Origin of the sequence: uncultured Proteiniphilum sp. (assembly GCF_937873925.1) — a bacterium.
Lineage (GTDB): Bacteria > Bacteroidota > Bacteroidia > Bacteroidales > Dysgonomonadaceae > Proteiniphilum.
Map to the genome: position 1 here is coordinate 1 of NZ_CALNAT010000096.1, position 24,328 is coordinate 24,328.

Annotated in this window: 19 protein-coding genes and 1 pseudogene; 8 read left to right on the plus strand and 12 right to left on the minus strand. The window is 44.0% G+C overall.

Annotation, left to right across the window (positions count from 1 at the left end; all coding sequences use genetic code 11):
- From Q0502_RS06660 to Q0502_RS06695, 9 genes are all read right to left on the minus strand, one after another.
- Window positions 1-914, minus strand: a 914-nt coding sequence (locus Q0502_RS06660; protein WP_298648741.1) for a 4Fe-4S binding protein, incomplete at its 3' end; no start/stop codon positions are given.
- 4 nt (window positions 915-918) lie between these two features.
- Entirely contained in the window at window positions 919-1,860 is a 942-nt protein-coding gene (locus Q0502_RS06665) for a DUF362 domain-containing protein (RefSeq protein ID WP_298648743.1), read from the minus strand.
- Window positions 1,861-1,945: 85 nt separating this feature from the next.
- Window positions 1,946-2,506 (minus strand): TonB-dependent receptor, encoded by a 561-nt coding sequence (locus tag Q0502_RS18985; protein WP_366521773.1) that lies wholly within the window; start codon window positions 2,504-2,506, stop codon window positions 1,946-1,948.
- Window positions 2,479-3,795: a TonB-dependent receptor gene (locus Q0502_RS06670; RefSeq protein ID WP_366521774.1), complete on the minus strand. Its 1,317-nt coding sequence runs from the start codon at window positions 3,793-3,795 to the stop codon at window positions 2,479-2,481. Before Q0502_RS06670 ends, Q0502_RS18985 begins: the two co-directional genes overlap by 28 nt.
- Before the next feature lie 129 nt (window positions 3,796-3,924).
- Complete coding sequence (locus tag Q0502_RS06675; protein WP_298648746.1) at window positions 3,925-4,326, minus strand: phosphoribosyltransferase; 402 nt, start codon at window positions 4,324-4,326, stop codon at window positions 3,925-3,927.
- Window positions 4,327-4,401: 75 nt separating this feature from the next.
- The gene (locus Q0502_RS06680; protein WP_298648748.1) at window positions 4,402-4,911 is read right to left on the minus strand and encodes an ECF transporter S component; all 510 of its coding nucleotides are present in this window, start codon (window positions 4,909-4,911) and stop codon (window positions 4,402-4,404) included.
- 302 nt (window positions 4,912-5,213) lie between these two features.
- The gene (locus Q0502_RS06685) at window positions 5,214-6,398 is read right to left on the minus strand and encodes an esterase (protein ID WP_298648751.1); all 1,185 of its coding nucleotides are present in this window, start codon (window positions 6,396-6,398) and stop codon (window positions 5,214-5,216) included.
- Window positions 6,399-6,400: 2 nt separating this feature from the next.
- Window positions 6,401-6,790 (minus strand): HepT-like ribonuclease domain-containing protein, encoded by a 390-nt coding sequence (locus Q0502_RS06690; protein ID WP_298648753.1) that lies wholly within the window; start codon window positions 6,788-6,790, stop codon window positions 6,401-6,403.
- Complete coding sequence (locus Q0502_RS06695; protein ID WP_298648755.1) at window positions 6,780-7,076, minus strand: nucleotidyltransferase family protein; 297 nt, start codon at window positions 7,074-7,076, stop codon at window positions 6,780-6,782. Before Q0502_RS06695 ends, Q0502_RS06690 begins: the two co-directional genes overlap by 11 nt.
- A gap of 601 nt (window positions 7,077-7,677) precedes the next feature.
- Between Q0502_RS06695 and Q0502_RS06700 the strand changes: the two genes are divergently transcribed.
- The 8 genes from Q0502_RS06700 to crcB all read left to right on the plus strand — a co-directional run bounded on the left by Q0502_RS06700 (window position 7,678) and on the right by crcB (window position 18,948).
- Complete coding sequence (locus tag Q0502_RS06700; RefSeq protein WP_298648757.1) at window positions 7,678-8,250, plus strand: sigma-70 family RNA polymerase sigma factor; 573 nt, start codon at window positions 7,678-7,680, stop codon at window positions 8,248-8,250.
- 43 nt (window positions 8,251-8,293) lie between these two features.
- Window positions 8,294-9,517, plus strand: coding sequence for a FecR domain-containing protein (locus tag Q0502_RS06705; RefSeq protein WP_298648761.1), 1,224 nt, complete (start codon window positions 8,294-8,296; stop codon window positions 9,515-9,517).
- A gap of 28 nt (window positions 9,518-9,545) precedes the next feature.
- Window positions 9,546-12,935 carry a TonB-dependent receptor gene (locus tag Q0502_RS06710; protein WP_298648764.1) on the plus strand — a complete coding sequence of 1,130 codons (3,390 nt, stop codon included), beginning with the start codon at window positions 9,546-9,548 and terminating at the stop codon, window positions 12,933-12,935.
- Window positions 12,936-12,952: 17 nt separating this feature from the next.
- Window positions 12,953-14,662 carry a RagB/SusD family nutrient uptake outer membrane protein gene (locus Q0502_RS06715; RefSeq protein WP_298648766.1) on the plus strand — a complete coding sequence of 570 codons (1,710 nt, stop codon included), beginning with the start codon at window positions 12,953-12,955 and terminating at the stop codon, window positions 14,660-14,662.
- A 211-nt stretch (window positions 14,663-14,873) separates the two neighbouring features.
- The gene (locus Q0502_RS06720) at window positions 14,874-15,320 is read left to right on the plus strand and encodes a hypothetical protein (protein ID WP_298648768.1); all 447 of its coding nucleotides are present in this window, start codon (window positions 14,874-14,876) and stop codon (window positions 15,318-15,320) included.
- A gap of 40 nt (window positions 15,321-15,360) precedes the next feature.
- A complete protein-coding gene (locus tag Q0502_RS06725; RefSeq protein WP_298648770.1) occupies window positions 15,361-16,818 on the plus strand; it encodes a DUF5018 domain-containing protein in 1,458 nt (485 codons plus the stop codon).
- 195 nt (window positions 16,819-17,013) lie between these two features.
- Window positions 17,014-18,318, plus strand: a complete 1,305-nt coding sequence (locus tag Q0502_RS06730; protein ID WP_298648772.1) for a family 10 glycosylhydrolase — start codon at window positions 17,014-17,016, stop codon at window positions 18,316-18,318.
- A gap of 255 nt (window positions 18,319-18,573) precedes the next feature.
- A complete protein-coding gene (gene crcB, locus Q0502_RS06735) occupies window positions 18,574-18,948 on the plus strand; it encodes a fluoride efflux transporter CrcB (RefSeq protein WP_298648775.1) in 375 nt (124 codons plus the stop codon).
- 117 nt (window positions 18,949-19,065) lie between these two features.
- On the opposite strand, the gene Q0502_RS06740 is transcribed toward crcB, so the two are convergent.
- From Q0502_RS06740 to Q0502_RS06750, 3 genes and pseudogenes are all read right to left on the minus strand, one after another.
- Complete coding sequence (locus Q0502_RS06740) at window positions 19,066-22,455, minus strand: DUF1080 domain-containing protein (RefSeq protein WP_298648778.1); 3,390 nt, start codon at window positions 22,453-22,455, stop codon at window positions 19,066-19,068.
- A gap of 151 nt (window positions 22,456-22,606) precedes the next feature.
- Window positions 22,607-23,860: a Gfo/Idh/MocA family oxidoreductase gene (locus tag Q0502_RS06745; protein WP_298648781.1), complete on the minus strand. Its 1,254-nt coding sequence runs from the start codon at window positions 23,858-23,860 to the stop codon at window positions 22,607-22,609.
- 185 nt (window positions 23,861-24,045) lie between these two features.
- Window positions 24,046-24,328 (minus strand): annotated as a pseudogene (locus tag Q0502_RS06750) (hypothetical protein); the annotation flags it as partial.

Below are 24,328 nucleotides of genomic sequence, written 5' to 3' on the forward strand. Positions count from 1 at the left end.
GCGGACAGGAAGCGGCGTTTCGACTCGTCCACCGGTTTCTCCTCCTTCAGATAGGTGTATGGAGGTACCGTATCGGTTCTCTTTTTCTTCCCCGGTCTGGTGAAGGTATATTTCATCGCGTCGCGGTTGCAACTCTCGATGCAGTTGAAACAGGTGACGCAACGGCTGTAATCGACCTGCTTGTTTTTCGCATCGATACAGGAGGCTTTGCATTTCATGGCGCATAATCCGCACATATTGCATTTTTCGTCTACGAACCGAATTCTGAACAGGGAAAATTTACTTAAGAAACCGAGGGTGGTTCCCACGGGGCAGATGGTGTTGCACCATGTCCTGCCGTTGCGCCATGCCAGGTAACCTATGACCAACAGGGTGATAAGGGCAGTCACAAGCGAAAAGATACTCAGGGTATAAATGCTGACTTTATAAAAAGTGAAATTGTTGAATGTGGTGAAGATGGCCTCTAACAGATTATTCCCCGCCAGGTAGGCCGGTCGAAACAGATGGGTGACGATCCTGCCATATGCGCCGTAGGGATCAAGCAATCCCAATAGAAAGGTGAATCCGAAAATGAATATCAGCGTCGTACCCACCAGTATGCTCCAGCGAAGCAAAGTTTTGGCTTTACTGTACCGGTATCTCTTTTTTCTGTGAAATCTTTTGGAAAACCACGCCACTATGTCCTGATAGATACCCATAGGGCAAATGGAAGAACAGTAAACCCTGCCGAAAAGAAGGTTTAACACCACCAATGATGCCAGAATGACGATATTGAGGGACAGCAGCGCCGGGATTAATTGTATTTCGGCCAGAAAGCTAAGACGATCGGGCAGGAATTCCCTGAAATCCAGAAAATAGAGTGTAATCAGTGTAAAGAGGATCAGAGAAAGTGTAATACGTATTTTTTTCAACATAAAATTATATCCGCAGTCTCCTGATGTTCAGGTTGTCTAATTTCATTGTGCCGATACCCAGTTCTTCTCCTTTGGCAATATGCGTCACCTTGTCAAGGGGCATTTCGCGTGCCTGGTTGAAGAAATTGGCGGCGGCAGTGTCGGCAGCGACAATATCCTGGGAGATAAATAGGCCTTTGGATACCACTACATCGGAGAGTGATTTTCCTCTCGGCCCGCTGGTCTTCATCAACCTGTAAGCATCCACCACATTTAATACCGGTTTCTTGGAATAAGTACACACATCAGCAATGCACTGTTGGAGGTCGTTGGCATGAAAATAGCCCCTGTCCCAGACAATTCCCATATAATTCTTCATAGAGATGGTGAGTTGGGCGCCGCCATGGTTCTTCAGGACAGGTACATTGATCCATTTGTCGCTGTCCACAATTGCCTGATGGATCTTGGCGGTTTTCAGGCTTTTTCCTTTGGTCAGGGATACTGGTTTGTAATACGATTCCTGATGGGCGGGTACTACTTTGGCACCTGCTTTTTTGGCTGCTTCCTCAATGCCGCTGTTGGCATAGGATTTGCGCCAGTCGTCGCAGGTATGGTCGAATACGGTCACTTCCGCCGCACCGGCATCGAAACATTGTTTGATGATCTCCTCAACCAGTTTCGGGTTGGTATTGGCCGCCATCTCTACGGGCTGATCCCATCCGATATTAGGTTTTACGCATACTTTGTCGCCTTTGCTGATAAAGTTGCTCATTCCTCCCATCTCAGCGATCGCTTTACGGAACATCGCTTCCGGTTCACCTCCCATTACGGCTACCAAATCGTATTTTTTGGCGGCGTTGGCGGTTTCGAACGACTGGGTGAGTACGCTCATCGCATCTGTCTCTTTCACTGTGGTAAGCGCTGCTCCTGTGAGAGCTACTGCTCGTAAGAAATTCCGTCTGTCCATAATTTCGTTTTATTTTGGTTGATCGAATGTAATTAATATACTGATGTGATAATTTGATTAGAACTCAGGAATCAGAAGTAAGAATTCAAATCCGTACCCGTATTCCACCGGAGATTGTCGCTCCCGGCATCGGGTATCCGGCGTTGATCTCATATTTCTGGCCGAGCAGGTTCTCCCCCTTTGCGAAAATTCCCAGCCAGTCGAGAGCCTGATAGTTGATACGGCCATTCCAGAGCACGAAACTCTCTTGCCCGGATCCAGTCAGCGAAGTATGGATATTTCCAATGTATTGCACTCCGGAGGAGATACCCCAACGCCCTTTCGAATAATTGGCGCTCACGTAGAGTTTGTGCTCGGGAGCGGCGAGTATTGCATAAGTCATATCCAGGTAACTATAGTTTGCCGAAAAGCGCAGGACCGACGTTGCCAGATAAGTTGTGCTGACCTCGAAGCCTTTGTTTTCGACTTCTCCTATATTGGCCCATTGACCCATATTGGGTTGCGGTTGTTGTATCATATTATCGCCTTTTATATAGAACAGATTGACTCCCAGGCTCAACCTGTTATCCATCAGCATTTGCAGGAGCGATATCTCGTAATTCATCAACCGTTCCGCTTTCAGGTCGGGATTCTGCGGCGGGAACATATAGTGGGATTACGAAATCCTTTGCTCATGATGGCTTTCAAAACGGTTGTGGCTGAAGGTGTGAAGCTGACTCCCATTTGTGGGATCCATTCCGGGCCGTGGGTTTCGTGGTGATCGAGTCGGATACCCGCATTCAATGTCAGTTTATTATTGAGCATGGTCTGTTGCAGGTTCAGGTATCCCGCGATATTATAGAGTGTGGTATCGGCCAACTGCACATTGTTGGCCTCGTCGGGGAACTTGTTGAACGCTTCACCGCCGAAGTGCTGGTAATCAAAGCCGGCAGTCGTTTTATTCCCCGTGAAAAAGGAATAGGACTGGTAGACCGACACGCCCGCCATCCGGTCGGACGAGTTGAACCTGTGGGGTTTTGGTTGTTCTCCCTCTCCATACCCATCGTTGATCCGGTGTGTGCCGAAGTTGTAAAATAATTTCACTGCGCCCGATGTGTTTACATACTCGTTCTCGATAGCGAGGGAAGTCATTCCCCTGGTGATATCGGCGTCGTTATCGTTGATGGGGGTCGCGACCGGCCCCGGATTCGATGACTCCGTATTGGAGATATTCAGGTCTACAAAACTTTTCCAGTTACGTGAAATATCGTATCCCACCTTTGCATAACCGTTCCACTGTTCGAAATCCATGTTTTTCCGGTGTCCGTCGGAGCGGTTATATCCTATATTTCCAACCAGGTGCAATCTGTCTTTTTTCCATCCCGCGGACGCTTCCGCGTTCAACGTGTTGTAACTTCCATACATTACCTGCGCCATGCCGTGCGATCCATCCTCTTGTTGTTTTTTGGTGATGATATTGATCACGCCACCCATGGCGTTTGAGCCGTAGAGGACCGAAGCAGGGCCGCGCACCACTTCCACCCGTTCCGTCATCATGGACTGGTAACTGTCGGCAAGCGGATGTCCCATCAGGCCCATATACTGCGGATGCCCGTCGATCAGCACCAATACACCGACAGGAGGAGCACCGCCAATACCGCGGATGCTCATTCCTCCGGCCGCTCCGTTGGCCACGCCATAGCCCATCAGACCTCTTTGAGTGATGAACAGTCCCGGCACCTCTTCGGTAAGCAGGGGTAGGAGAGAGGGTTGAATCCTCTCTTCAATCTGCCTTCCGGAAATCACCGATATGCTCATGGGCAGGTTGCGCAGATTCACTTTCGGCATGGTGCCGGTGACAATCAGTTCGTCGAGGCGAACGGTGTCGTTCAACTCTTCAGCCGGTTCATTTCCGGAGTAACTGTTTTCGGCTACCAGCGGAAATGCTGACAGCACAAGGCAATATAATAAGAGGGTGATTTTGTACATAACTTACCCTGATAATTGTTTGTTTTAAAGAGTGATTGTGTCTATAGAAACTGTGTCTATAGAAAGAGGATGAACCTGTTTACAGAGAGATCCTGTTTATATTATCCAGGGAAATCTGAAGCAGGATTCGTCATAGAGGGAATAATCGGCCTTTCCGTTCACGGCAAATGTTTTTATTTGCCGGGCACCATGTAGAAGATCGATAGCGTATTGTACCGTAGCTCCTGTTTTTATGCGATCTTCCACCAAAAGAATAGACTTACCTTTATAGTCGAAATCGACAGGAGAGATAAGCTGCGGGCTGTCATACTTCGGCTTCTGATCCTGGTCGCGCAGATTGATCTTTAGAAGTTGTATTTCGATGTTCAATCGCTGGTTGATGATCGCTGCCGGAATAATGCCCCCGTTGGCAATAGCGACAATCATGTCGAAAGTTTCATGAAAGGTGATCTCACGAAACCGTTGCATGACCTCTTCAAATGATTTTCCTGCGATCATCCTATCTTGTTTCTTTGGTTTTCACTGTCTCGGCGGCTCTCCGTCGCAATTTCGAAAGGGTTCTTCACAAATATTTTATACTTTGGCCAGTGCTTTTAGTATAAAATAGCCGCCAAAGAGTTGAATGAGCATTCCGGGGACGCCGAGGCGGAAATCCTGCACGGCAACGGCAAAGTTTTGCGTCATGGCCCATTCTATACCGGTTCCGATCAACTGATAAGCGAGGATAGCCAGCAGAATAGCCGGAAGGGATACTTTTCCGGCATATTTGGCGGCCAATGCGGCAGCGATCGCCAGAAGGACCGATTTGATCATGATGGCCGGCAGTACGGCTACGGGAGGCATACCGAACAGCAGATGGTTGGCCAGCGGAGATAAAACAGCAGTCAGTAATCCCACGTGCATACCATATTTATAAGCGGCGATAAGCGTAAAGAAATAAATAGGCAGGAATATAAGTCCTCCCTGCGGCACAAGATGTGCCAGCTGCGGTAAAAGCAGGTTGCCGACAATAAATATCGTTGCGAACAGATAGGTCTTCGTGTTACTGAGGTTTAAAGAGTACAATTTGACTGTTGTTGACATAATGTGTTGTTTTATATCGGTTTATATATTTTAGAATGGGCTCGTGCTGTTCCTCCAAATGAAGGCTGTTGATTTTAACCAGTAAAACCCGTATGCCCGTCTGGAACTCTAAGAACTTGTTTTAACAACGAAAAGCGAAGTTCCTACAAAACTATAAATTAAATCGTTGCCTTGGAAAGGGTAGGTAGTTATTTTTTATTTAAAAAAATAAAAAAGACTGTCGCTGATCCTATTGATCCTATTGTTTGGATGAGTTGCCTATAAGGGATTTATAATGAATATTTCAATTATGCGTTGAGCAATTATCTGGTTTTAAAGAGCATGGGCAGGAATTCCGACAGATAAATCCTCCAGTTGCGCCATGTATGTCCTCCTTCCGATTCCCGGTAAAGATATGGGAAATCCATTGTATCGAGTTTTTTTCTGAAATCGATATTGGCCTGAGAAAGAAAATCTTCCTTTCCGATGGCGATCCAGTATAGTGCATAGCCGTTTGCTTTCTGGGCGGCCAATGTCTTATCTATATTATCATATACCTTTGATTTTACAGTTTTATTAGGCATGATGGCAGCAGAAAAAAGTCCTATGTAATCGAAGGTGTCGGGAGAGTATCTTGAAATATGCAGGGTATGAAATCCACCCATTGACAGCCCAGCAAGGGCCCGTCCTGTCTTTTCCGGGATAGTGCGGTATTGGGAATCGACAAACCGGATAATTTCGTGAAAAGTCTCTTCATATTTTCCATCCATGGTGTGGGGCAACTGGAATTGTGGTTTGTAGAAACCCAGGCTCGATTCGCCGGGAGCAGCTTCCTGTGCCACGTTGCCGTTGGGCATCACCATGATCATCGGCTCCGCTTTGCCTTGAGCGATCAGATTATCCGCTATCTGTGATGCACGTCCGAGGGTCATCCATGCCTCTTCATCTCCTCCCATACCATGTAGCAGATAGAGGACAGGGTAGGTGTCCTCGCTCTCTTCATATCCGGGTGGCGTGTAGACAGTGATCCTCCGGGTCATATTATTGCCGGGTGATTCGTACCACCGTTTTGCTACTGTCCCGTGCGGAACATTATTCACTTTGTAGAGGTCGGCCTGTCCGCCGCCGATAAGCAACACGTTTAATGTACTGGCTACGTCGCGCCGGTAGTACACATTATTGGGATCATTTACCTGCAATCCGTCCACGTTAAAAGCATAAGTGTACAATTCAGAAGGCAGGGGATGTGTCGTATAGCTCCAGACGCCGTCGGCATCTTTTGTCATCTCAGCACTTCCCGCCGCCTCTTCCCCGGGGGCAAGAAAGTCGCCTGTAACCGATACATTGCTGGCGTTGGGGGCCGCTAAACGGAAAGTAACGGAGTTATCGGCATGTATCTCCGGGGAGATGATCTCTTTTCCCTTCCCGAACGGGAGGTTCTCCTGCGCTTGCAATGGCAAGATGAAAAACAACGCTAATAGGACTGCTAAAATTGAGGAAAGCTGCATCTTCATATGTTATTCGGATTAGAAAGTTCGTTAATAAATGTTTGAACAGTATTTAAAAGTGGTTTAAGTTCGTTTTCGATAATCCACCAAATCTCTTCAGCATCCACATCAAAGTAATGATGGGCAATAATATCTCTTAACCCCATGATCTTACTCCATGGAATATTTGGATCTGTGTTTAATAGTTCTTTATTGGTTACTTTGTCTAATCCTTTCAAACTTTCACCAATTGCAATAAATTGCATACATACTGCATCTAATTTTTCCACTTTGCTTGGGGCGGTTAAGAAATCTGACGCACTATGGATTTCCAAAGTTCTACTTTGGATAAGCAAAATAGCCTTTTCAATTTGTTTTAAAATATGTATGGCTAATTCTTTATTATAAGACATAAATTCCTTCTTTTTCAATACGTTCTTTTAAATATGGATTCATATTTTCCCTGAATCGAACAATATCCACCGAACAGCCGAATAAATTTTCCAAATACTCCTTCAAATCCATTATCAGGAATGGGTTGGGAGTTTCCGTTTCTACACAGATATCGATATCACTTACAGGGGTATGTTCATCGCGCGCAACGGATCCAAATAACCGCAGAGAGCGAACACCGAATTGTTGCATTAGCAATTTACCCGAAGAGTGTAACAATTGAATATATTCATTTTTTGTCTTCATATGACTGATTTTGTTTCACAAAGCTAATAAAAAACTATCGGTAAAAGAAAATACGCCCTGTAGATTTAACCCGCAGGACGTATTTCTTTAATGAAAGATATTTTGTTTGGATTGATCGTTTTAAAAATAAAATAGGATTATCCGCCGGAAGTAGAAGACGTCCTCCAAGCACTATGGACTTTTTCAGCACAGTCTAATAGGCAAATCACGAAGAATAGACAGATAAAAGTTCGGTCTGTATACATTTTTTTAACGATTAAATTGTATACTTTTTTTTATTATTTTTCCCTTATCTATGTGAACGTTTTTGTTAAGCAATAAGTAGAACGCTGGTTTGTTTGCGTTGTACTATTGTGAGAAAACGACTAAATTTAGGGAGCTACTTCGTTAAGCTAAATGGGTAAAGTCAAACTTGTTTTGACTTTGTCGAGCACAGAAATAATGCAATAAAAATTGAAAAGGACTAATGTAATTAAACTCAATAATAAACATACGTTTTGAAATCTTTATTTATCATGCATTCGTTCGATTCTCGGGGATATCAGGTTAGACGATATTTTTTCTTATCAAAATCACTGTCATGGAAATAGATTTGAAAAGAATGAAAAAGAAGAAGGCCGTATGGGGCCGTTCCGGTCAGGATGCAGCGTTTGACGGGAACGAAGACCTGCTTGCGTTTATGTACAGAACGTATGCGGATAACCTGTATGTGTATGGCTTATCGTTTCATTCCGATATAGGCATGATAGAAGATGCGATTCATGATGTGTTTATTGATGTTTATATAAACGAGAAGAGGCTTGCCAACATCTCCAGCTTACAGCAATACATTAAAACAGCATTCCGTCACCGGCTTTTATTTTTATTACAAGGTAACAAACGCTATGTGGAAATTGTAAACGATGTATCAGATTTGTCTACCGAAAAAAACAGCCAGGAATTATGGATTGAAAATGAAGAAGAAAACGATAAGAAAAGACTGGTCAAACGCTTGTTGTCAGGCCTGACCCGGCATCAGCGGGAAGCCCTTCATTTACGTTTTATCGAAGGACTTTCTTATGATGAGATATCGGAGATTATGCAGATTAATTACCAGTCTGTCAAGATGCTGATACACCGGGCTGTGTCCAGGCTTCGAAATAAAGATATTTCATCTTCTCCGAATACCGATTAGTGTAAAGAATTATTCGTTCAATAAAAGAACTTACAAATAAGAAATGCAAACAGACTATACCAATTATAAAGACATTGACTTTCTCGATGACGATTTCTTCATTGAATCTATGATCTTCCCCACCAGGGAGAGTGAACTTTTTTGGTCGGAACTCATTGACCGGAAGAAGATCGATATCAATGAATTTATTTCCGCCAATATGCTTTTGGATACGATAAGAAAAAACCGGCACGAGGTATCGCAATCGCGAAAAGACCGGCTGTGGAAAAGGATCGAAACAACTAGAAAGTCACTGAACAACAGGCATAAAGGAGTACGCCTATACAGATATCTGGCTATTGCTGCCTGTAGTGTAATTATCATTGGCTTAACATTTACTTTTCTTTTCGAGAAAAAGGATGCGCCTGATCGTCCGGATACGGATATCGACTATGCACAGTTTCAATCGCTACATCAACAACAAACCCACCGGGAAATACGCATTGTCACTGAAGACCGGCAGGTTGAGATCGACGGAAAAGATGCAGAAATAAAGTACGACAGTACGGGCTCATTCACCGTGAATAATGAGACGGCAGAACCCAAAAGAGCGGCAACAGCCGCTACCGCCCGTCCTCCGTCGGCAAAACTTTCTTACAACCAGTTATCCGTACCTTATGGTAAACGGGCTTCCCTAACCCTGGCTGATGGAACCCTGCTATGGGTCAATGCCGGTACCACGGTCATCTATCCGGTTGTTTTCCCCGATCATAAAAGAGAGATTTATGTAGAGGGAGAAATATATGCCGAGGTGCAACGGGATGAGAACCGGCCCTTCCTGGTTAAAACGGACAAACTGGAGATCTGTGTGCTTGGCACTTCTTTCAATGTGTCGGCTTACAAAGAAGACGCCCTGAAAAAGGTCGTTTTAGTGAACGGATCGGTCGATATCAGGTTAAACGGGTTGAATACACGATTATCCCCCAATCAGTTATATACCTACACCGGGCAGGGAAGCAGCGTGGAAACAGTCGATGCGGAGATGTACACTTCGTGGCGCGACGGCATATATATATTCAAGGATGAGCCTATAGAAAACATTCTTCTGCAATTAGCCCGTTATTATAATGTTACCATGATTTTTCCGCCGCAACCGTCCGGAATCCTGTGCTCGGGTAAACTGGAACTGAAAGAAGATCTTTCTCATCTACTCAACAACCTGTCACAAATAGCTTCGTTTAATTTCGGTGTAAAGGACAACGAATACAGAATACAGTTTAATCAATAATTTTTTAGTTCAATTTATTCAATATGTCATGAAGCAAATCGAATTGGGGTTTAGACGAAAAAGAGCTCAGGTCATCGTCATGATCTGTTTTGTGCAATTTTTCCTTTGGGAATCAAATGCACAGGTAATCACCATTCATCAGGCCAATAAACCGGTAAGCGAGATCCTTCGTGTTATTGAGACAACCAGCGACATGGTTTTTTTCTATAACAACAACGATGTGGATCTTAACCGGAAAGTCAGTCTACAGGTGAGCAATGAATCCATTGAGAAGGTCCTCGACCTGCTTTTTGCGAATACGCAAAATACGTACAAGATCGACGGCCGGCAGGTGTATATCATGAAAAAACCGGTAAAAGAGGCGGTTTCCAACCGGCAACAGAAAAAGACAATCACCGGCACAATTATCGATAAAGACGGCGAACCCATTATCGGGGCCAATATTATAGAGAAAGGCACAACGAACGGTACGGTAACCGATATAGACGGGAAATTTTCTTTAAGCGTTGAAGACAATGCCGTGATCCATATCTCCTATATCGGGTATCTGGCACAGGATATCAATACAACTGGGAAGGTAACATTGGATATTGTTATGCAGGAAGATACAAAAGCGTTGGAAGAAGTAGTAGTGGTAGGGTATGGAACTCAAAAACGAATCCATATGACTGGGGCTATCTCACAAATAACTTCTAAAGACCTGACGAAAGCTCCAATGCAGAACGTATCGAATATGCTTACAGGAAAGATCCCGGGATTGACCAGTATTCAAAGATCAGGAAAACCCGGTGAAGACGGTACAGCCTTATATGTACGCGGGCTAAATTCTTTCACCGGTAATAATGGGCCAATGATCATTGTTGACGGTGTACCCCGTCCTATTGATTATGTAAACCCAAATGACATCGAATCTGTTTCTGTCCTGAAAGACGCCTCAGCCGCTATCTACGGTGTCCAGGGAGCCAATGGGGTTATTTTGATAACCACCAAAACAGGAGGAGAAGGTCCGGCAAAAATCTCTTACGATGGATCTGTAACACTGACTCAGAACACAGCCATGCCAGAGATGTTGAATGCTGCGGATTATATGTATTGGCATAATAAAGCCCGCTCAATGGACGGATTAACACCTCTCTGGTCTGCCGATATTCAAAATAAAGTGATGACCAATGATCCAAATAGCGTATGGGGACAGACCGATTGGTTGGATAAAATTTTCAGAACCGGCGTCATGAATCAACACAATCTTTCTGCTTCCGGAGGTACTGAAAGGACAAAGTATTATGCCAGTCTTGGCATCATGGATCAGGAAGGAACAATGATAAATACAGGATTCACCCGTTATAATCTCCGTACAAACCTGGATGTTCAGGTAGCCAATAACCTGAAATTAACGGCAAATATGGCAGGTTATCGTTCCGACAGAGACTGGCCCGGAACAGATATAAGTAACCAGGGTGAATTTAGCCCTGTAAGACAAGCTATCAATTCAATTCCAATCATTAAATCAGATTATAATGGACTTCCCGTTGCCTGGAACGGTTCAACATACCTGGTAAATGGTTATGCTGCACTTACTGAATCCGGCTATAAACGTCAGAGCAGATGGAATCTCGACTCCAATGTCAAATTGGAATATGACTTCTCCGATTTGACGGATGCCCTGAAAGGCCTAAGAGTTTCAATGTTTGGTGCTTATAATTATAGCAACACCGTAGATTCCAACTACGACCGTTGGTATCAACTATATTATGTAAATCAAAATTTTGATGAAGGAATTGGTGGGGCTAGCGGATACAGTTCCGATAATGTTTATCTGAAAGCAGCATCCTGGGGTGATAACTGGTTACTTCGCCCGCAAATTGACTACTCCCGCGATTTCGAAGATCACCATGTTGGAGCAATGTTTGCTTATGAAGCCAAAAAAAGCTATTCCAGTACGATGACCGGGGTAAAAAGAGGATATTACAGCGACGAACCTGTCGATTTATCATTAGGCTCAACCCTTCCTGAGACACCGATTACCGGTTCTCACGGATATTACGGAGGTCAATTATCTTATATCGGTCGTATTAACTATGCCTATTCAACCAAATACCTTGCTGAAGTAGCGTTCCGCTATGATGGGTCCTATATTTTTGCACCGGGTAATCGTTGGGGATTCTTCCCTTCCACTTCACTTGGATGGGTTATCTCGGAAGAAGATTTTTTCAGAAGTGCGGTACCTAACGTCGATTATTTAAAAATTCGCGCCAGCTATGGAAAAAGTGGAAATGACGCTGTTGATCCATTCCAACATTTCTCCCTCTATTCGCTGGCAAATAATAGTATGGTCTTAGGCAATCGATCAATTTCTCAATTTTACGCCTCAAACAGCTATGTTTACAGTAATTTAACATGGGCAACTACTGACAGCTACAATGTTGGTTTTGATCTCGACATGTGGAACAAAAAACTGGGTGTGGAAATGAATGTTTTCTATAAACTAACCAAAGATATCTTAGAAGCACAAAGCGGTAACTATCCCCCGTCATTAGGTGGATATTTTCCCCAATATCAAAATTCCGGTAAAGTAGAAAATAAGGGTTTTGAGTTATCTCTTAAACACTTTAACCGTATTAACTCAGACTGGAATTATTCATTAAGAGGTGATTTTGCTTTTGCACGCAACAAGGTATTGTCTAGAATAATCAGTGACAACCGGCCTAATTATCGTGCCATTATAGGCGAATCAATTGGTGCAAGATATGGCTTTGAGGCACTTGGTCTGTTTCAGACTCAGGAAGAAATTGAAAATTATCCGGCAGCACCTTCAGGAGTTATCAGACTGGGCGATTTAAAATACAAAGATATTAATGGTGATGGAATTATCAGTTCGGAATATGATTATGTAAAAACCGGTTATGGTGCTATCCCTGAAATAAACTATGCGCTGAATATGGAAGTTTCTTACAAGAACTTCTACGTGACAATGTTATGGCAAGGAGTAGCTAATACCGATTATGAACTCTCCGGTGTGTATGACTCAGGTGTAACCGCTTCTACTGTATATACGGCATCTTTCCCGGAAAGTGGTAATTCCCCGTATTATCGTATTGAGGGAGCCTGGACTCCTGAGAATACAGATGCTCAATATCCACGATTAAGTACGGTTGCCAACGGGAACAACGCATGGCAGTCTACATGGTGGGTAATTAACGGTAACTATTTGCGTTTGAAGAATGCAAATATAGGTTATAACTTCCCTGAAAAACTATTAAGAAATACACCATTTAATCAAATTAATATTTATTTGGCCGGAACCAATATACTTACATTGAGCTACTTTAAATATGTCGATCCTGAAAGTCCATCGGTAAGTAACGGTTATTACCCGCAACAAAAGACGTACACTTTGGGTATTAATGTATCATTCTAATGATAGGAGAAGAAAAAATGAAAAAAAGAACAATCATATTTTTATTCAGTATTGCTGTATTCGGACTCTTTTTGTCTTCTTGTACAGAAGATGTTTTAGACATAGACAATACAAAGGATTTATCTGATTTAGCAATCTGGAGCACTGAAAGTGCTGCTGAAATGTATATTACGGCGTCATATAAAACATTTACCGATGTTTCACAAGTTGCCAACAGTCGTACCCAGTTTTATGACAGTTATTCGGATATTATGAAGTCTACAGCGTGGGATATTTATAATCATGCGTACAATAAATCATTACTGCAAGCCAGTGCTTTCACAACAGGCAGTGCAGGCGCCTTTGAAAATTGGAATCAGGTTTATACAGAACGCATTCGTCGGGCAAATGTACTTCTGAATGAGATCAAAAATTATGGAGTAGAAAAATATGGTGAGGAGTGGAGTAATGTCCGCAGGGCAGAAGTACGTTTTTGCCGTGCATTTTCTTATTATCGCCTTATTCGAGTGTATGGAGGTGTAATTATTCGTACTGATGTTTCAGGTGTCAATGGAGGAGTCGATGACGGTGCTTATCAGGAAGATATCCACAGAGCCAGGGCAACTGAAGAAGAGAGTTGGGATTTCGTCGTCAATGAACTATTGTGGGCTGCGGAAAACCTGCCGGAATCATGGCCCGAAAATTGGGAGGGACGTGCGACCAAGAAGTCGGCCTACGGCCTGCTCTCGCGTATGGCATTATATGCGGGAAAATGGCAAATAGCTATTGATGCTGCGGAGAAAGTGAAAGAATTGGGTGGTGCGTTATCTCCTGACTACGCGAAAGTATTCCAGGTAGATGGAGGTCAGGACAATTCTTCTGAAATTCTTTTCTCTTTGTATTTCCTGAGTGGAAGTGTTACACACAGTTTTGACAGCTACAACCGTCCTTTTGGCGATAGAGCTGTGCACGGCACCTCAGCTATCTATGCGGAACATGTACCAACAGGTGATCTGGCCGATATGTATGAATTCTCGGATGGAACCGAGTTCAATTGGAATACCTATGATGAGAACCATGCGGATCCCTATAACGACCGGGAACCTCGTTTTCATGCTACGATTCTCTATAATGGAAGTCAATGGGAAGGTAGAGAAATTGAGACATTTGTAGATGGAGCCGACGGATTTGTTGAATTTCAACAGTCCTCTTCTACAGGAGGGCATACCCCTACCGGCTATTACTTACGCAAATACCTGCAAGAGGGATACTCCGATTTCGTTACAAAAGGCAGTTACCAATATGATGCAGTCATTCGCTACGCAGAAGTTTTATTGAATAAAAGTGAAGCATATGCTCAATTAGATTATACCCGCTACCAATCGGAGGCACTCGGTGCTTTAAACGAAGTAAGAACACGTGTTGGACTACCTGGAAAAACAGCCTCAGATGCCCCCAACAAAGAAGCATTTATGTCTTTGCTGCGTAAAGAACGTTGTGTGGAATTGGCGGGTGAAGGTTTTCGTTATTGGGATTTGCGTCGCTGGAGATTGGCAGAAAATGTAATCAATGGAAAGAATGCTTATGGTGTCAAGATTACAAAAAATGCCGATGAAACTTTCACTTACGAAAAAGTGAATGTCGATGGCGGGACACCGAGAGTTTTTTTTGAAAGATATTATTATTTTTCATTGCCTACTTCAGAAATAGCGAACAACAATTTATGTGAAAACAATCCCTATTGGTAATCAGAACTATTTCGTTAAGCAATACGAACAGAAGACAAGCTTGCTTGGATTATGCCATTGCGGGAATTAACAATCGAGGAGCGAAGGCGACTCAAAACGACTAATGCAATTGAACTATTCTGTTAAGCCAAATGAGTAGAAGGCAAGCTTGCTTGCATTATACCATGGCGAAGAATAGTCTAAATTTATTGAACAAATTAATTAAACAAAGATGAAAATAGTACATAAAATCGGAATATTGATTCTAACTGTTTCCATAACAATCTCAATGTGGAGTTGTGCCGATGTAAATGAAGAATATGTATTTGTCCATGATACAAATACTATCTCACAGATGATTTGCAAAGTATCCCATAATGCGGGTGAATTTAGAGGTGGAATCACAGAATTCAATAAAGATGGCGATATAGTTGAAGGAAGCTTTACTCAAGAAGAGGTTGAAGGTGGTTATGGGTTAATCCTATTTGCGATTCCTAAATCACTGGAAAATGATGTGGATTTGACCAGCGTTTACTTGATCGCCACAGTAACATATGACGTATTCATCACCCCTTCTTTATCAGGGAAGCACGATATTACAGGTGAAGGTATCATTATAACTGTAAAGTCCGGCATTGGAACAACACGTCAGTATCGTGTAAGAGGGTTTTATGAATAGATTCACTACTGATTTACATAATTAATTAAATCACTTTGTAATGAAAAAAATAAATTTAAAAATACATTTTGTACTCGTTTTGACGCTCATGGTCTTATTCAGTGCCTGTAATGACGAAAACCTGGGTAATGAAGCTGCAATAATTAATTCTTTCTCGGTGAAAGGTAAAGATAACTCATCTTTCAGAGCAGTTATTAATGATGACAACACCATAACTATTAAAGTTTCCCCTTACCTTGATGCAGTAGAAGTTCTGGACTCTGCTTTAGCTACTTTTTATCTTTCGAAAGGTGCAACCGTTTCACCCGACCCTACAATTCCCCAAAACTTTGCCCAAGACGGAGGGGTAAGATATACGGTTACCTCTGAAGATAAGCAAAACAAACGCGATTATATTGTATCCTGGGGAATTTCGGACCAATTACCCTACGGCGAAGGATTCAGCTATGCCGAAATAGGTACTGCAAAAGATTTTACCCAATTAGGTTATCCGGGAGAAGTGAACAATTTTGGATATGCAGACGCTAAGCTTTACGGTGATTTACTACTCTATCCTGCTTATTGTGGTGACTACATAATATTGCTTTCACGTGCATATATTGATGCTGATCCAACTTCTCCGTATGGTATAAAAGTAGTGGATAAAACCACTTTAAATGATGCAGGGACGCTCAACCTGGGTTCTATTTCTCCTGCCGATTTAAAGTTGATTACATCAGACTATAAAGGAAATCTGGTGGGAGCCGTAACAAAAAATAATGAAACTGAATTTTTCTATTGGGCAACTCCGACTGAGACTCCTAAATCTGCAGGTAAAACATCCGTTAATATGACACCTACCACCGACGGATCGAGTAATTTCCAAGTGGCCGGTGATATTACAGGCAACGCATGGATTACTGCTCTGGCACCTCGTGGAGGTAAAGGTGAACACTATCGTGTAAAAGTAACAAACGGCCAATTGGCATCAAACTATTCCATTATAGAAACGGGTTATGCCAGCGACGACTGCAGTGGATTTCAAATGATCACCCCTCTTGACGATTCTGATCAACCCGGTTTTGTAGTGGGAGATACCGAAGGTACGGCAAATGCAGCAAATTCTATTCATTGCTATGTAAATACCTTCGCCGGCTCTACAGTATCCGTCATGCCGGCACTGTGGCAAAATACCTTACAAAGTTGGTGGGTAGGCACCGGATTCTCTACTGCACGGGTAGGAGGCCGCTCTCCTGTTGTTTCGGCATTACCTATCAATGGGAAAAGCTATGTAATAGTGACAAGTGGAACAGCATGGTGGCACGCAGCCGCGGTACTTTCAGCCGACCTTCAAACATTGACCCATGAAAATCTTAATATCGCAGAGAGCGTGAATCGCGGATGGAGTTTTGGTTCATGGGTTGATTGGTATTGGAATGAAGAAGATAAGGAAGCTTATCTGGCTGTATGGTTTGGCCGGCTTGGCCTGTATACCTATAAATTAACCTGCTTCGAATAATTAGCACAGACGAAGAAAGCCTTTTAAGGTTTTCTTTATCTATAATGTAGATTTGTAGGAATTTACAACTTTCGTTTGTTCTGATATTCCAAAAAAATGTCACCTAATTAAATAGTTATATAATATATGGTTATGAGGAACTTCGAAATAAGCACCCAACTGCTGTTTAAAACATACAAGCTCAAAATATAAACTATGAAGACCTATTTATTTGTTTTTCTTTTTGTATTCAGTTTTTTTTCCTCCTGTTCAAAAAACGATGATAAAAATAGTGGAGACAACAATGAACATGAAATTCCGATAGACATCGAAAAACCAGCTGAAGCCACTAAACCAATTCAGATGTGGATAGATGCCCATGCTAATTTCAGCCGGTTTGCCAATAAGGAAAATATAACATCTTATATGGAAAAGATGAAGGAGACCGGATTCAATGAAGTGTATGTTGATGTGAAACCCGGTATTGGTTATGCATTATATGAGAGCGACATTTTGCCACAACTGACTAAATGGGATAATGAAACTGTTGACCGTGACTGGGATTATCTCGCTTTTTGGATTGAAGAGGCTGAACGCCTGGACATGAAGGTAATTGCAAGCCTTTCGGTCATGGGATATGGGTATACCAAGACCAAAGAGGGGCTGATTTACGATGATGATAGATGGAAAGGCAAAACACAGGTGGAGATGCCGGATAATAATCCTGATAATCTTGTGGATATGCGTGATCAAACCAATGTTGATGCAGCCATGTTGAATCCAAGCCTGCCGGAAGTTCAATCATTTATAATTTCAATTATTGAAGAGATTGTGACAAAATACCCTGAATTGAAAGGAATTTGTCTAGACTATTGCCGCTGGTATGGGGGAAATTATGGATTTAGCGACGCTACTATTGATGCATTCGAAGCCTATAGCGGATTAGCAGTTACAAATAAAAATGATATTATCACCAGTAGCGGAGGTATTGGACCACTCTATAGCCAGTGGATCGAATTCCGTTCCATGACAATAACCAATCTCATCACAAATATCCGCTCGAAAGTGAAATTGATCAACCCCGGGATGGAACTTCATCTGTGGGCATCTGCCCATTGGAATTCACGTTATAGCGTTGGTCAAAACTGGGCAAGCAAAGATTATAAGCCTGCCGGTAGCAGCATATATACCGGAACATACAGTAAGACCGGTTTTGCCGACCAGATAGATGTTTTTTCGTTGGGAGCTTATGCTGAATATGTTTGGAAATCCGAAAATCCCAATTCTGAATGGTCTGTAGAAAATTTCGTAACAACCTACTCCAACTATACAATGGGAGATTGTCACGTATACGGCTCTATCGGTACTTATGCTTATGGGAACAAGGCTCCAGCCGTATCCGATGCTGTATATTTATGTCTGAAAAATACAGAGGGTTTAATGGTATTTGAAATTTCCCATGTGATTAACAACAATCAATGGAATGCTATTAAAGAAGGGATAGAACGTGTATATAAATAGAGGGTCTAGATAAATTATATAAACAGGGTTATCGCTTAAATCTCACTTTGCTTACTCTCAATTAATCTGGCTCAATCAAGGGATTACGTTATAACATCCCCTGATCAGAAAATTGAAGTTACTGTTTCAGATGGAAAAGAACTAAACACGATAATTACGTACCATAGTTTCATTGCCGAAAATGCTGTTTTATGGCGGTAATGTCATACGGGTCCGGTTATTATCAATATCTTTGCAGCAAAGAGTGGGAACAGTATGTGGAAAGATATGCTCTATGTAGGAATCGGAGGGGGGATCGGCAGTATCCTCCGGTTCATTACTTCCCGTCTCGTAGCCCGGTATGTGTATGCCGAATGGCTGTTTATAGGGACGTTTACTGCCAATATAGCCGGATGTTTTCTGATTGGCCTCCTATCGGGATGGATGCTTACGCATCAACCTGAGAACCAAGCCTTTCGTTTGCTTTTTATCGTGGGATTCTGTGGCGGATACACCACCTTCTCCACCTTCGCCTTTGAGAATCTGCGGCTGATAGAGATGAATCAGTGGGGATTATTTGCGTTATATACCTTCACGAGCGTTACACTGGGATTGCTGGCAGTATGGGGAGGAATGAAGCTGGGAAACTGATAATACCCTGAATCTATATATCTGCGGGGACCCCCGTAATGCACGGTAAGGATGGATAAAAAAATGCGCCATACAGGTTATTCCGTATGGCGCATTCAACATATGTATTGTATGGATCTATTTCAGCTCTTTGATACGAATATTCCGGAACTTCACTTTTGAACCATGTCCCAGAAAACCGATATGGCCGGTTTTATTGAGTAATCCCGGATGTTCGCGTTTATCCAGTGTCCCGTTTTGGGAAGCTTTGCGGATATTGCCGTCGAGGATGGTTGTCCCGTTGAGGATCACTTTGATGTGATCGCCGTCGGCAATCACTTCCTGATAGTTCCATTCACCGACAGGCTTCAGGAAGCCCCTCGTCGCAGGAATCACACCATAAACCGATCCGTGGTACTGGTATATGGCCAGTTGCTCATAAATGGGCGCTTCGTTATCCAGGATCTGCAGTTCCATCCCTACGTAAGCGGCATCCCCCTCCAAAGGGGTACGGATACCTAACCCGTTGTTGGCCCCGGGTGTGAGCATAAATTCAAAACGGAAGACAAAGTTATCGAATTGATCGCTCGTATAGAGATTGCCGCCGGACCCTTGGCTGGGATGCAGAACAATGTTGCCGCTTTCCACTGCATAATCCCTCTTGTTCCCTGTCCACTGATCGAGATTCGTCCCATCAAAGAGAATGCGAAAACCTTCTTTCTCCTCTTCAGACGATAAGGTGAAAGGCTCCGGACGGGGAATCTCCCTGATCAAGATATCGCGGTAGGCCACCTTGCTGCCATGCGCCTGTAATTCGATCTGCTCCACCGGGAAAATAGGCTGGTTCCTGTCCCAGAAGTTCTCCAGGATCACATTGTCGGTCACCAGTTCGCCGTTCAGCCATACCGATACGCGTTCGCCTACCATCCTGATAAGGAAAGTATTCCATTCCCCAACTTTTTGGTCGGCTACCTTCAATGGTTTACTCGGATTCTGCTGGTTATTATACAGCCCTCCCGACCCTACTTGTGCACCTACATTCACACGGGCGGTATCCCAGATCTGTACCTGCGGGGTTCCACGCAGATAGATACCTGCATCGGGTTCGGCGCCGGGGTAGAGTTTCCAGTCCACCAGCATTTCGAAGTCTCCGTACTGTTTCCCGGTGCAGAGGTTATTGTATCCTTTCCCATCGAAAACGATATTGCCGTCCTCCACTTTCCAGTCATTTGCCGCTTCCTTATCAGCTTTCGTCTGGGCTGTGGCCAACTCCCGTGGACTCATCTTCGCCCGTTTAATAGGATTTTCCACCAATCCTTTCCATCCGTCCAGATTCTTGCCATTGAAAACAGAGACATATCCCCCTTCGGCAGGATTTTCAGTCAGGTATTTGGTGATGGACTGCCGTTGGTAATCGGCATCGGGATTAGAAAGTGTTTTACTTACTTTATTCAGAACATGGGTCGTTTCTGTTCCTGCAAAGGAGGGATCATTGATTGCGATATTCATTGCGGCCAGTGCAGCCGTCTCTTTCAGTGCAGGTATATCCATATAAGGCGTTGCGAATAGCATTGCCTGATATTGGCCGGTATTGCCTATCAGTCGCAATAGGTCGTTTTTCTGTTTGTCGGTTTGGGCAAACTGCATTGCCTCGCGGAGGTAGAGGTATCTGATTGCTCCGGTCTGGCCGGAGTTACGGATAACGGAAATCAATGCGTCCGTCACTTTTTCCAGTTCACGATTGTTTGTACTGCTGCGTGCAATATCCAGCATCGGATAAATCACGTGGAACGATTTCCACTGGCTGAGCGCATCGAAAGCAGCCTCTTTTTCAGCACCCGTAGCAGAAGCATAGGCATTGGTAATGATATCCATAGCCTCCTGTGAGCCGCTATTGGCCAGGGCGGTATAATAGAGATGCTTGTTTGAAGAGCTCTTCATCCTCTCGGTAACCAGCGGAAGTTGTTCTTCTGCCGGCAGGTAGGCCAATGCTGCGTTGATGGCCTGCTGAATGGCAGGGACGTGTGCTGCATCCGACCGCTCAAGCAAAGTAAACAGGTCGGGTAGGTTCTTGTCTGTAACCACATCCTTCAGCGTATTGGCGGCAACGGACTTTACAGCCGCATTGTTACCGAACATCTGGTTGTAAACCAGGTTATACTGACTTTCCATCTTCCGGCTGGAGATGAGTTCCAGGATAGCCTTTTTTCCCGCATCACCGCTCTGTTCAAAAACGGAAGCGAGGGTATAGGAGATATCCCCATTGTAGGTGGACAAAGCATCTTTTGCCAGTGTGACAGTCTCATCGTTATTGCTTTTCAGGAGAGATGCCAGCGCGATAAGCGCCTCTTCGCCACCAAGTTTTGCCAAAGAGAGGGTAGCGGCTTTCTGCACCATATTGTCGGATGAATTGGTAAGACCGGCCATTTGAGGTATGGAAGCTTTTTTATTGTGGTTGCCTGACCAGTAGATAAGCGCTGTTTGTACTTGTGGTGATTTGGCGGAAGCGAGTTCTTTTTGTATTAATTCGGTCGATTTCTTATCGTCCTGGAACGGATAGAGGTTGAGTAGTCCGGAAAGGTAGGTGATGTCCCCATCCCTGATCGCACTTTTCAGGATGTCCTCCTTTTTGACGGAAGATTGTGCCAGTAGTAATTTGACAGCAGCAATTTTGATATCCTGCTTATTCTGTTTCTTGCCTGTGGCGAGCAGGTTTTCCGCTTCTTTTTTTACGAGTTTGGGTTCCGTATTATTCAACCTGCCGAGCAGGGAGATATATGAAGCGGTGGCGTTATCTTTCCGGTATGCATAACCGGCATTTTCTGTAGCACTGCGCAATGCATTGAGAGATTCTTTCGTACCCACATTTCCCAATGCATTCAATAATACTTTTTGCATGGCTTCCGAGGAATTCCCGTTCAGGAGACCAAGCAGAGCCGGTTCGGCCTGTTGGTAGCGGGTTTGCCCGATGGCGTTTATCAGGTTTAATCTGATGCCTTCTGCATTTGTACCCGTAAGAGCGGTCAATAGAGCGTTACCGGCTTTTTCCGTTCCGATGGAAACCAATGTCTGGGCGGCAGGGGCGGAGAGCTGTTCGTCCGTGAGAAAGGCCGACAGCACATCTACATTATCGTCTGTGGCAATCGTCCGGAGTTGGCGGATCAGGAAGGCTTTTATTTCCTTATCCAGCGGCTGGCTGAGCGCTTTTTCAAAAGCCCCGGCTGCAACGTTGCGGGCAGCATTATCATTCGCCACGAAATGGCTCCATCCGCTGATAGCGTAATCCAGGGTTTCGTTGGTTTGATTGCCGGGAGGATTCATCCTGCTGATCAGGTCGAGTAATCCCGCTTCTCCGGTAGAAACCAAATCGGCGATTGTCCTGTTGTATTTCTGGGGTGTATCCGCCGGCAGTTGCGCCAACGCATCGGCAATGATGGTGGTTGTAGTCCTTCCTTCCGGCAGTTGGGCCTGCATCCCGCTTGTAATAAGCAGACCCAGGCAGATTATGATCAGTTGTATATGTTTCATTTTTAGAGTAAAGAATAAAAAAATTTAGAATCAAGAATCAAGATACAAGAACCAAGAGATTTAGTGAACTAAAGACGAAAAGTGAAAAGAAAAAACCAGAAATCATCTTCCCACCTTTTCACATTAATCTCATTGGCACCTTAGCACATTATTAAATGCTCCACGGTGCACGGACGGGTTGGTCCAGCAGGCGATTGGCTTCTTCATCGTTCACAAACAGTTCGTTGATGGGGTCAAACTCGAGCGTTCTGTTCAATTGAAGCGCTGCCACACCCATATTGACGATCGTACAGGAACGGTGTCCGTTGATTTCATTCAGGGCAAATTTTTGCCTGTTGCGAACGCACTCCGTGAAATTGGTGTTTTGGGCCTGCGGTTCGGGAAAATCGGCTAACTTCTTTTCCCAATCGGGTATATCGCATACAAAATTCCTGTAAACATTGCCATTCGGCCCGGAAATATAAGGAGTGCCCGGTTTTCCGTAATCGCCCCCCCAGAGGATGATCTGACAACCGTCTTCGTAGGTATATGTGATGGATCGCCATGTTCCTACTGCGTCGGGATGCTGTTGCGGTGCATCTACCTCTACCTTGACAGGGCTGGTGTTGTCTTTGCCCAGCATGTATTGTACGGGATCCATATAGTGTTGTCCCATATCCCCAAGGCCTCCGCCATCGTAATCCCAGTATCCGCGGAACGTTTGATGTACGCGGTGCGCATTGTAAGGTTTATAGGGAGCCGGCCCTAACCACATATCATAATCAAGTTCCTGGGGGATCGGTTGCGGCTCCAGGTGTGTTTTCCCCACCCAGAAGAATTTCCAGTCGAAACCGGTATGTTTACTGATGGTCACTTTCAACGGCCAACCCAGCAGGCCGCTGTCGACCAGTTTTTTGAGAGGTTTCATCGGCGTCCCTAATCCGTAAAACGAATCTTTGAACCGGAACCAGGTGTTAAGGCGGAAGATATTTCCGTGTTGCGCTATTGCCTCTCTGACCCGTTTTCCCTCGCCGATAGTGCGGGTCATTGGTTTTTCACAAAAGACATCTTTTCCTGCTTTTGCCGCTTCTACCGACATGATCCCGTGCCAGTGGGGCGGAGTAGCAATGTGTACGATATCCACGCTTTTGTCGAGGATAAGATCGCGGAAGTCATGATAGAGATTGATTTTTTCCTTTACCATGGCAGCCGCCTCTGAGAGGTGTTTTTTGTCCACGTCGCACATGGCTACCACGCGTGTGTTATCATAGGGAATATGGCCCCGGCCCATTCCGCCTACGCCGATGATCCCTTTGGTCAATTCGTCACTCGGGGCGATCATGCCTTTTCCGAGCACGTTTCGGGGGACAATGGTGAGTAATGTGACTCCTCCCATCGTTTTCAAAAACTGTCTTCTGGTGGTCATTGATATTTTAAAATTTAGTTGTTTTAGGTATGCTTAAAATAAATTTATTGCAAAAATAATCTTTTTTGCAATAAAAGAAACCAAACAGGAGGGTAAAATCCCGGAAAAATCGGAATTACAGACTTTGGGCGGCAATGGACGATAAAAACGCCCAATTATTAGGAAGGGGATTTTTTTAACCTGTTCTATTCTTTATGAGGAACGCCTGCCAAAGGAATGGTTTCGGGAATGCCTTCTACTTTTCCCATGTCGTAAGTCTTTGGCCCCAGATATAGATCGGAGTTCATGATCTCCTCCCTGGTGACATCTTTTCCCGTGTATGCGGCTATTCTGCCCATAATGGCCACAAGCGTGGAGTTAGCCTGGTCTTCTCCGTCGTTGATAGTATTTCCCGTCCTTATGGCTGTGACTAAATTGATGTGTTCCTGTACGAAAGGATTGGTTACATGCCATTCTGACTGCGTATCG

What these genes read in the sequence shown, in the direction of transcription:
- Q0502_RS06675 (WP_298648746.1), bottom strand. Translation starts at nt 4,326, where the DNA reads ATGATCGCAGGAAAATCATTTGAAGAGGTCATGCAACGGTTTCGTGAG.
- Q0502_RS06665 (WP_298648743.1), bottom strand. Translation starts at nt 1,860, where the DNA reads ATGGACAGACGGAATTTCTTACGAGCAGTAGCTCTCACAGGAGCAGCG.
- Q0502_RS06730 (WP_298648772.1), top strand. Translation starts at nt 17,014, where the DNA reads ATGAAGACCTATTTATTTGTTTTTCTTTTTGTATTCAGTTTTTTTTCC.
- Q0502_RS06740 (WP_298648778.1), bottom strand. Translation starts at nt 22,455, where the DNA reads ATGAAACATATACAACTGATCATAATCTGCCTGGGTCTGCTTATTACA.
- Q0502_RS06725 (WP_298648770.1), top strand. Translation starts at nt 15,361, where the DNA reads ATGAAAAAAATAAATTTAAAAATACATTTTGTACTCGTTTTGACGCTC.
- Q0502_RS06695 (WP_298648755.1), bottom strand. Translation starts at nt 7,076, where the DNA reads ATGAAGACAAAAAATGAATATATTCAATTGTTACACTCTTCGGGTAAA.
- Q0502_RS06685 (WP_298648751.1), bottom strand. Translation starts at nt 6,398, where the DNA reads ATGCAGCTTTCCTCAATTTTAGCAGTCCTATTAGCGTTGTTTTTCATC.
- Q0502_RS06715 (WP_298648766.1), top strand. Translation starts at nt 12,953, where the DNA reads ATGAAAAAAAGAACAATCATATTTTTATTCAGTATTGCTGTATTCGGA.
- crcB (WP_298648775.1), top strand. Translation starts at nt 18,574, where the DNA reads ATGTGGAAAGATATGCTCTATGTAGGAATCGGAGGGGGGATCGGCAGT.
- Q0502_RS06745 (WP_298648781.1), bottom strand. Translation starts at nt 23,860, where the DNA reads ATGACCACCAGAAGACAGTTTTTGAAAACGATGGGAGGAGTCACATTA.
- Q0502_RS06705 (WP_298648761.1), top strand. Translation starts at nt 8,294, where the DNA reads ATGCAAACAGACTATACCAATTATAAAGACATTGACTTTCTCGATGAC.
- Q0502_RS06720 (WP_298648768.1), top strand. Translation starts at nt 14,874, where the DNA reads ATGAAAATAGTACATAAAATCGGAATATTGATTCTAACTGTTTCCATA.
- Q0502_RS18985 (WP_366521773.1), bottom strand. Translation starts at nt 2,506, where the DNA reads ATGTTCCCGCCGCAGAATCCCGACCTGAAAGCGGAACGGTTGATGAAT.
- Q0502_RS06710 (WP_298648764.1), top strand. Translation starts at nt 9,546, where the DNA reads ATGAAGCAAATCGAATTGGGGTTTAGACGAAAAAGAGCTCAGGTCATC.
- Q0502_RS06690 (WP_298648753.1), bottom strand. Translation starts at nt 6,790, where the DNA reads ATGTCTTATAATAAAGAATTAGCCATACATATTTTAAAACAAATTGAA.
- Q0502_RS06680 (WP_298648748.1), bottom strand. Translation starts at nt 4,911, where the DNA reads ATGTCAACAACAGTCAAATTGTACTCTTTAAACCTCAGTAACACGAAG.
- Q0502_RS06700 (WP_298648757.1), top strand. Translation starts at nt 7,678, where the DNA reads ATGAAAAAGAAGAAGGCCGTATGGGGCCGTTCCGGTCAGGATGCAGCG.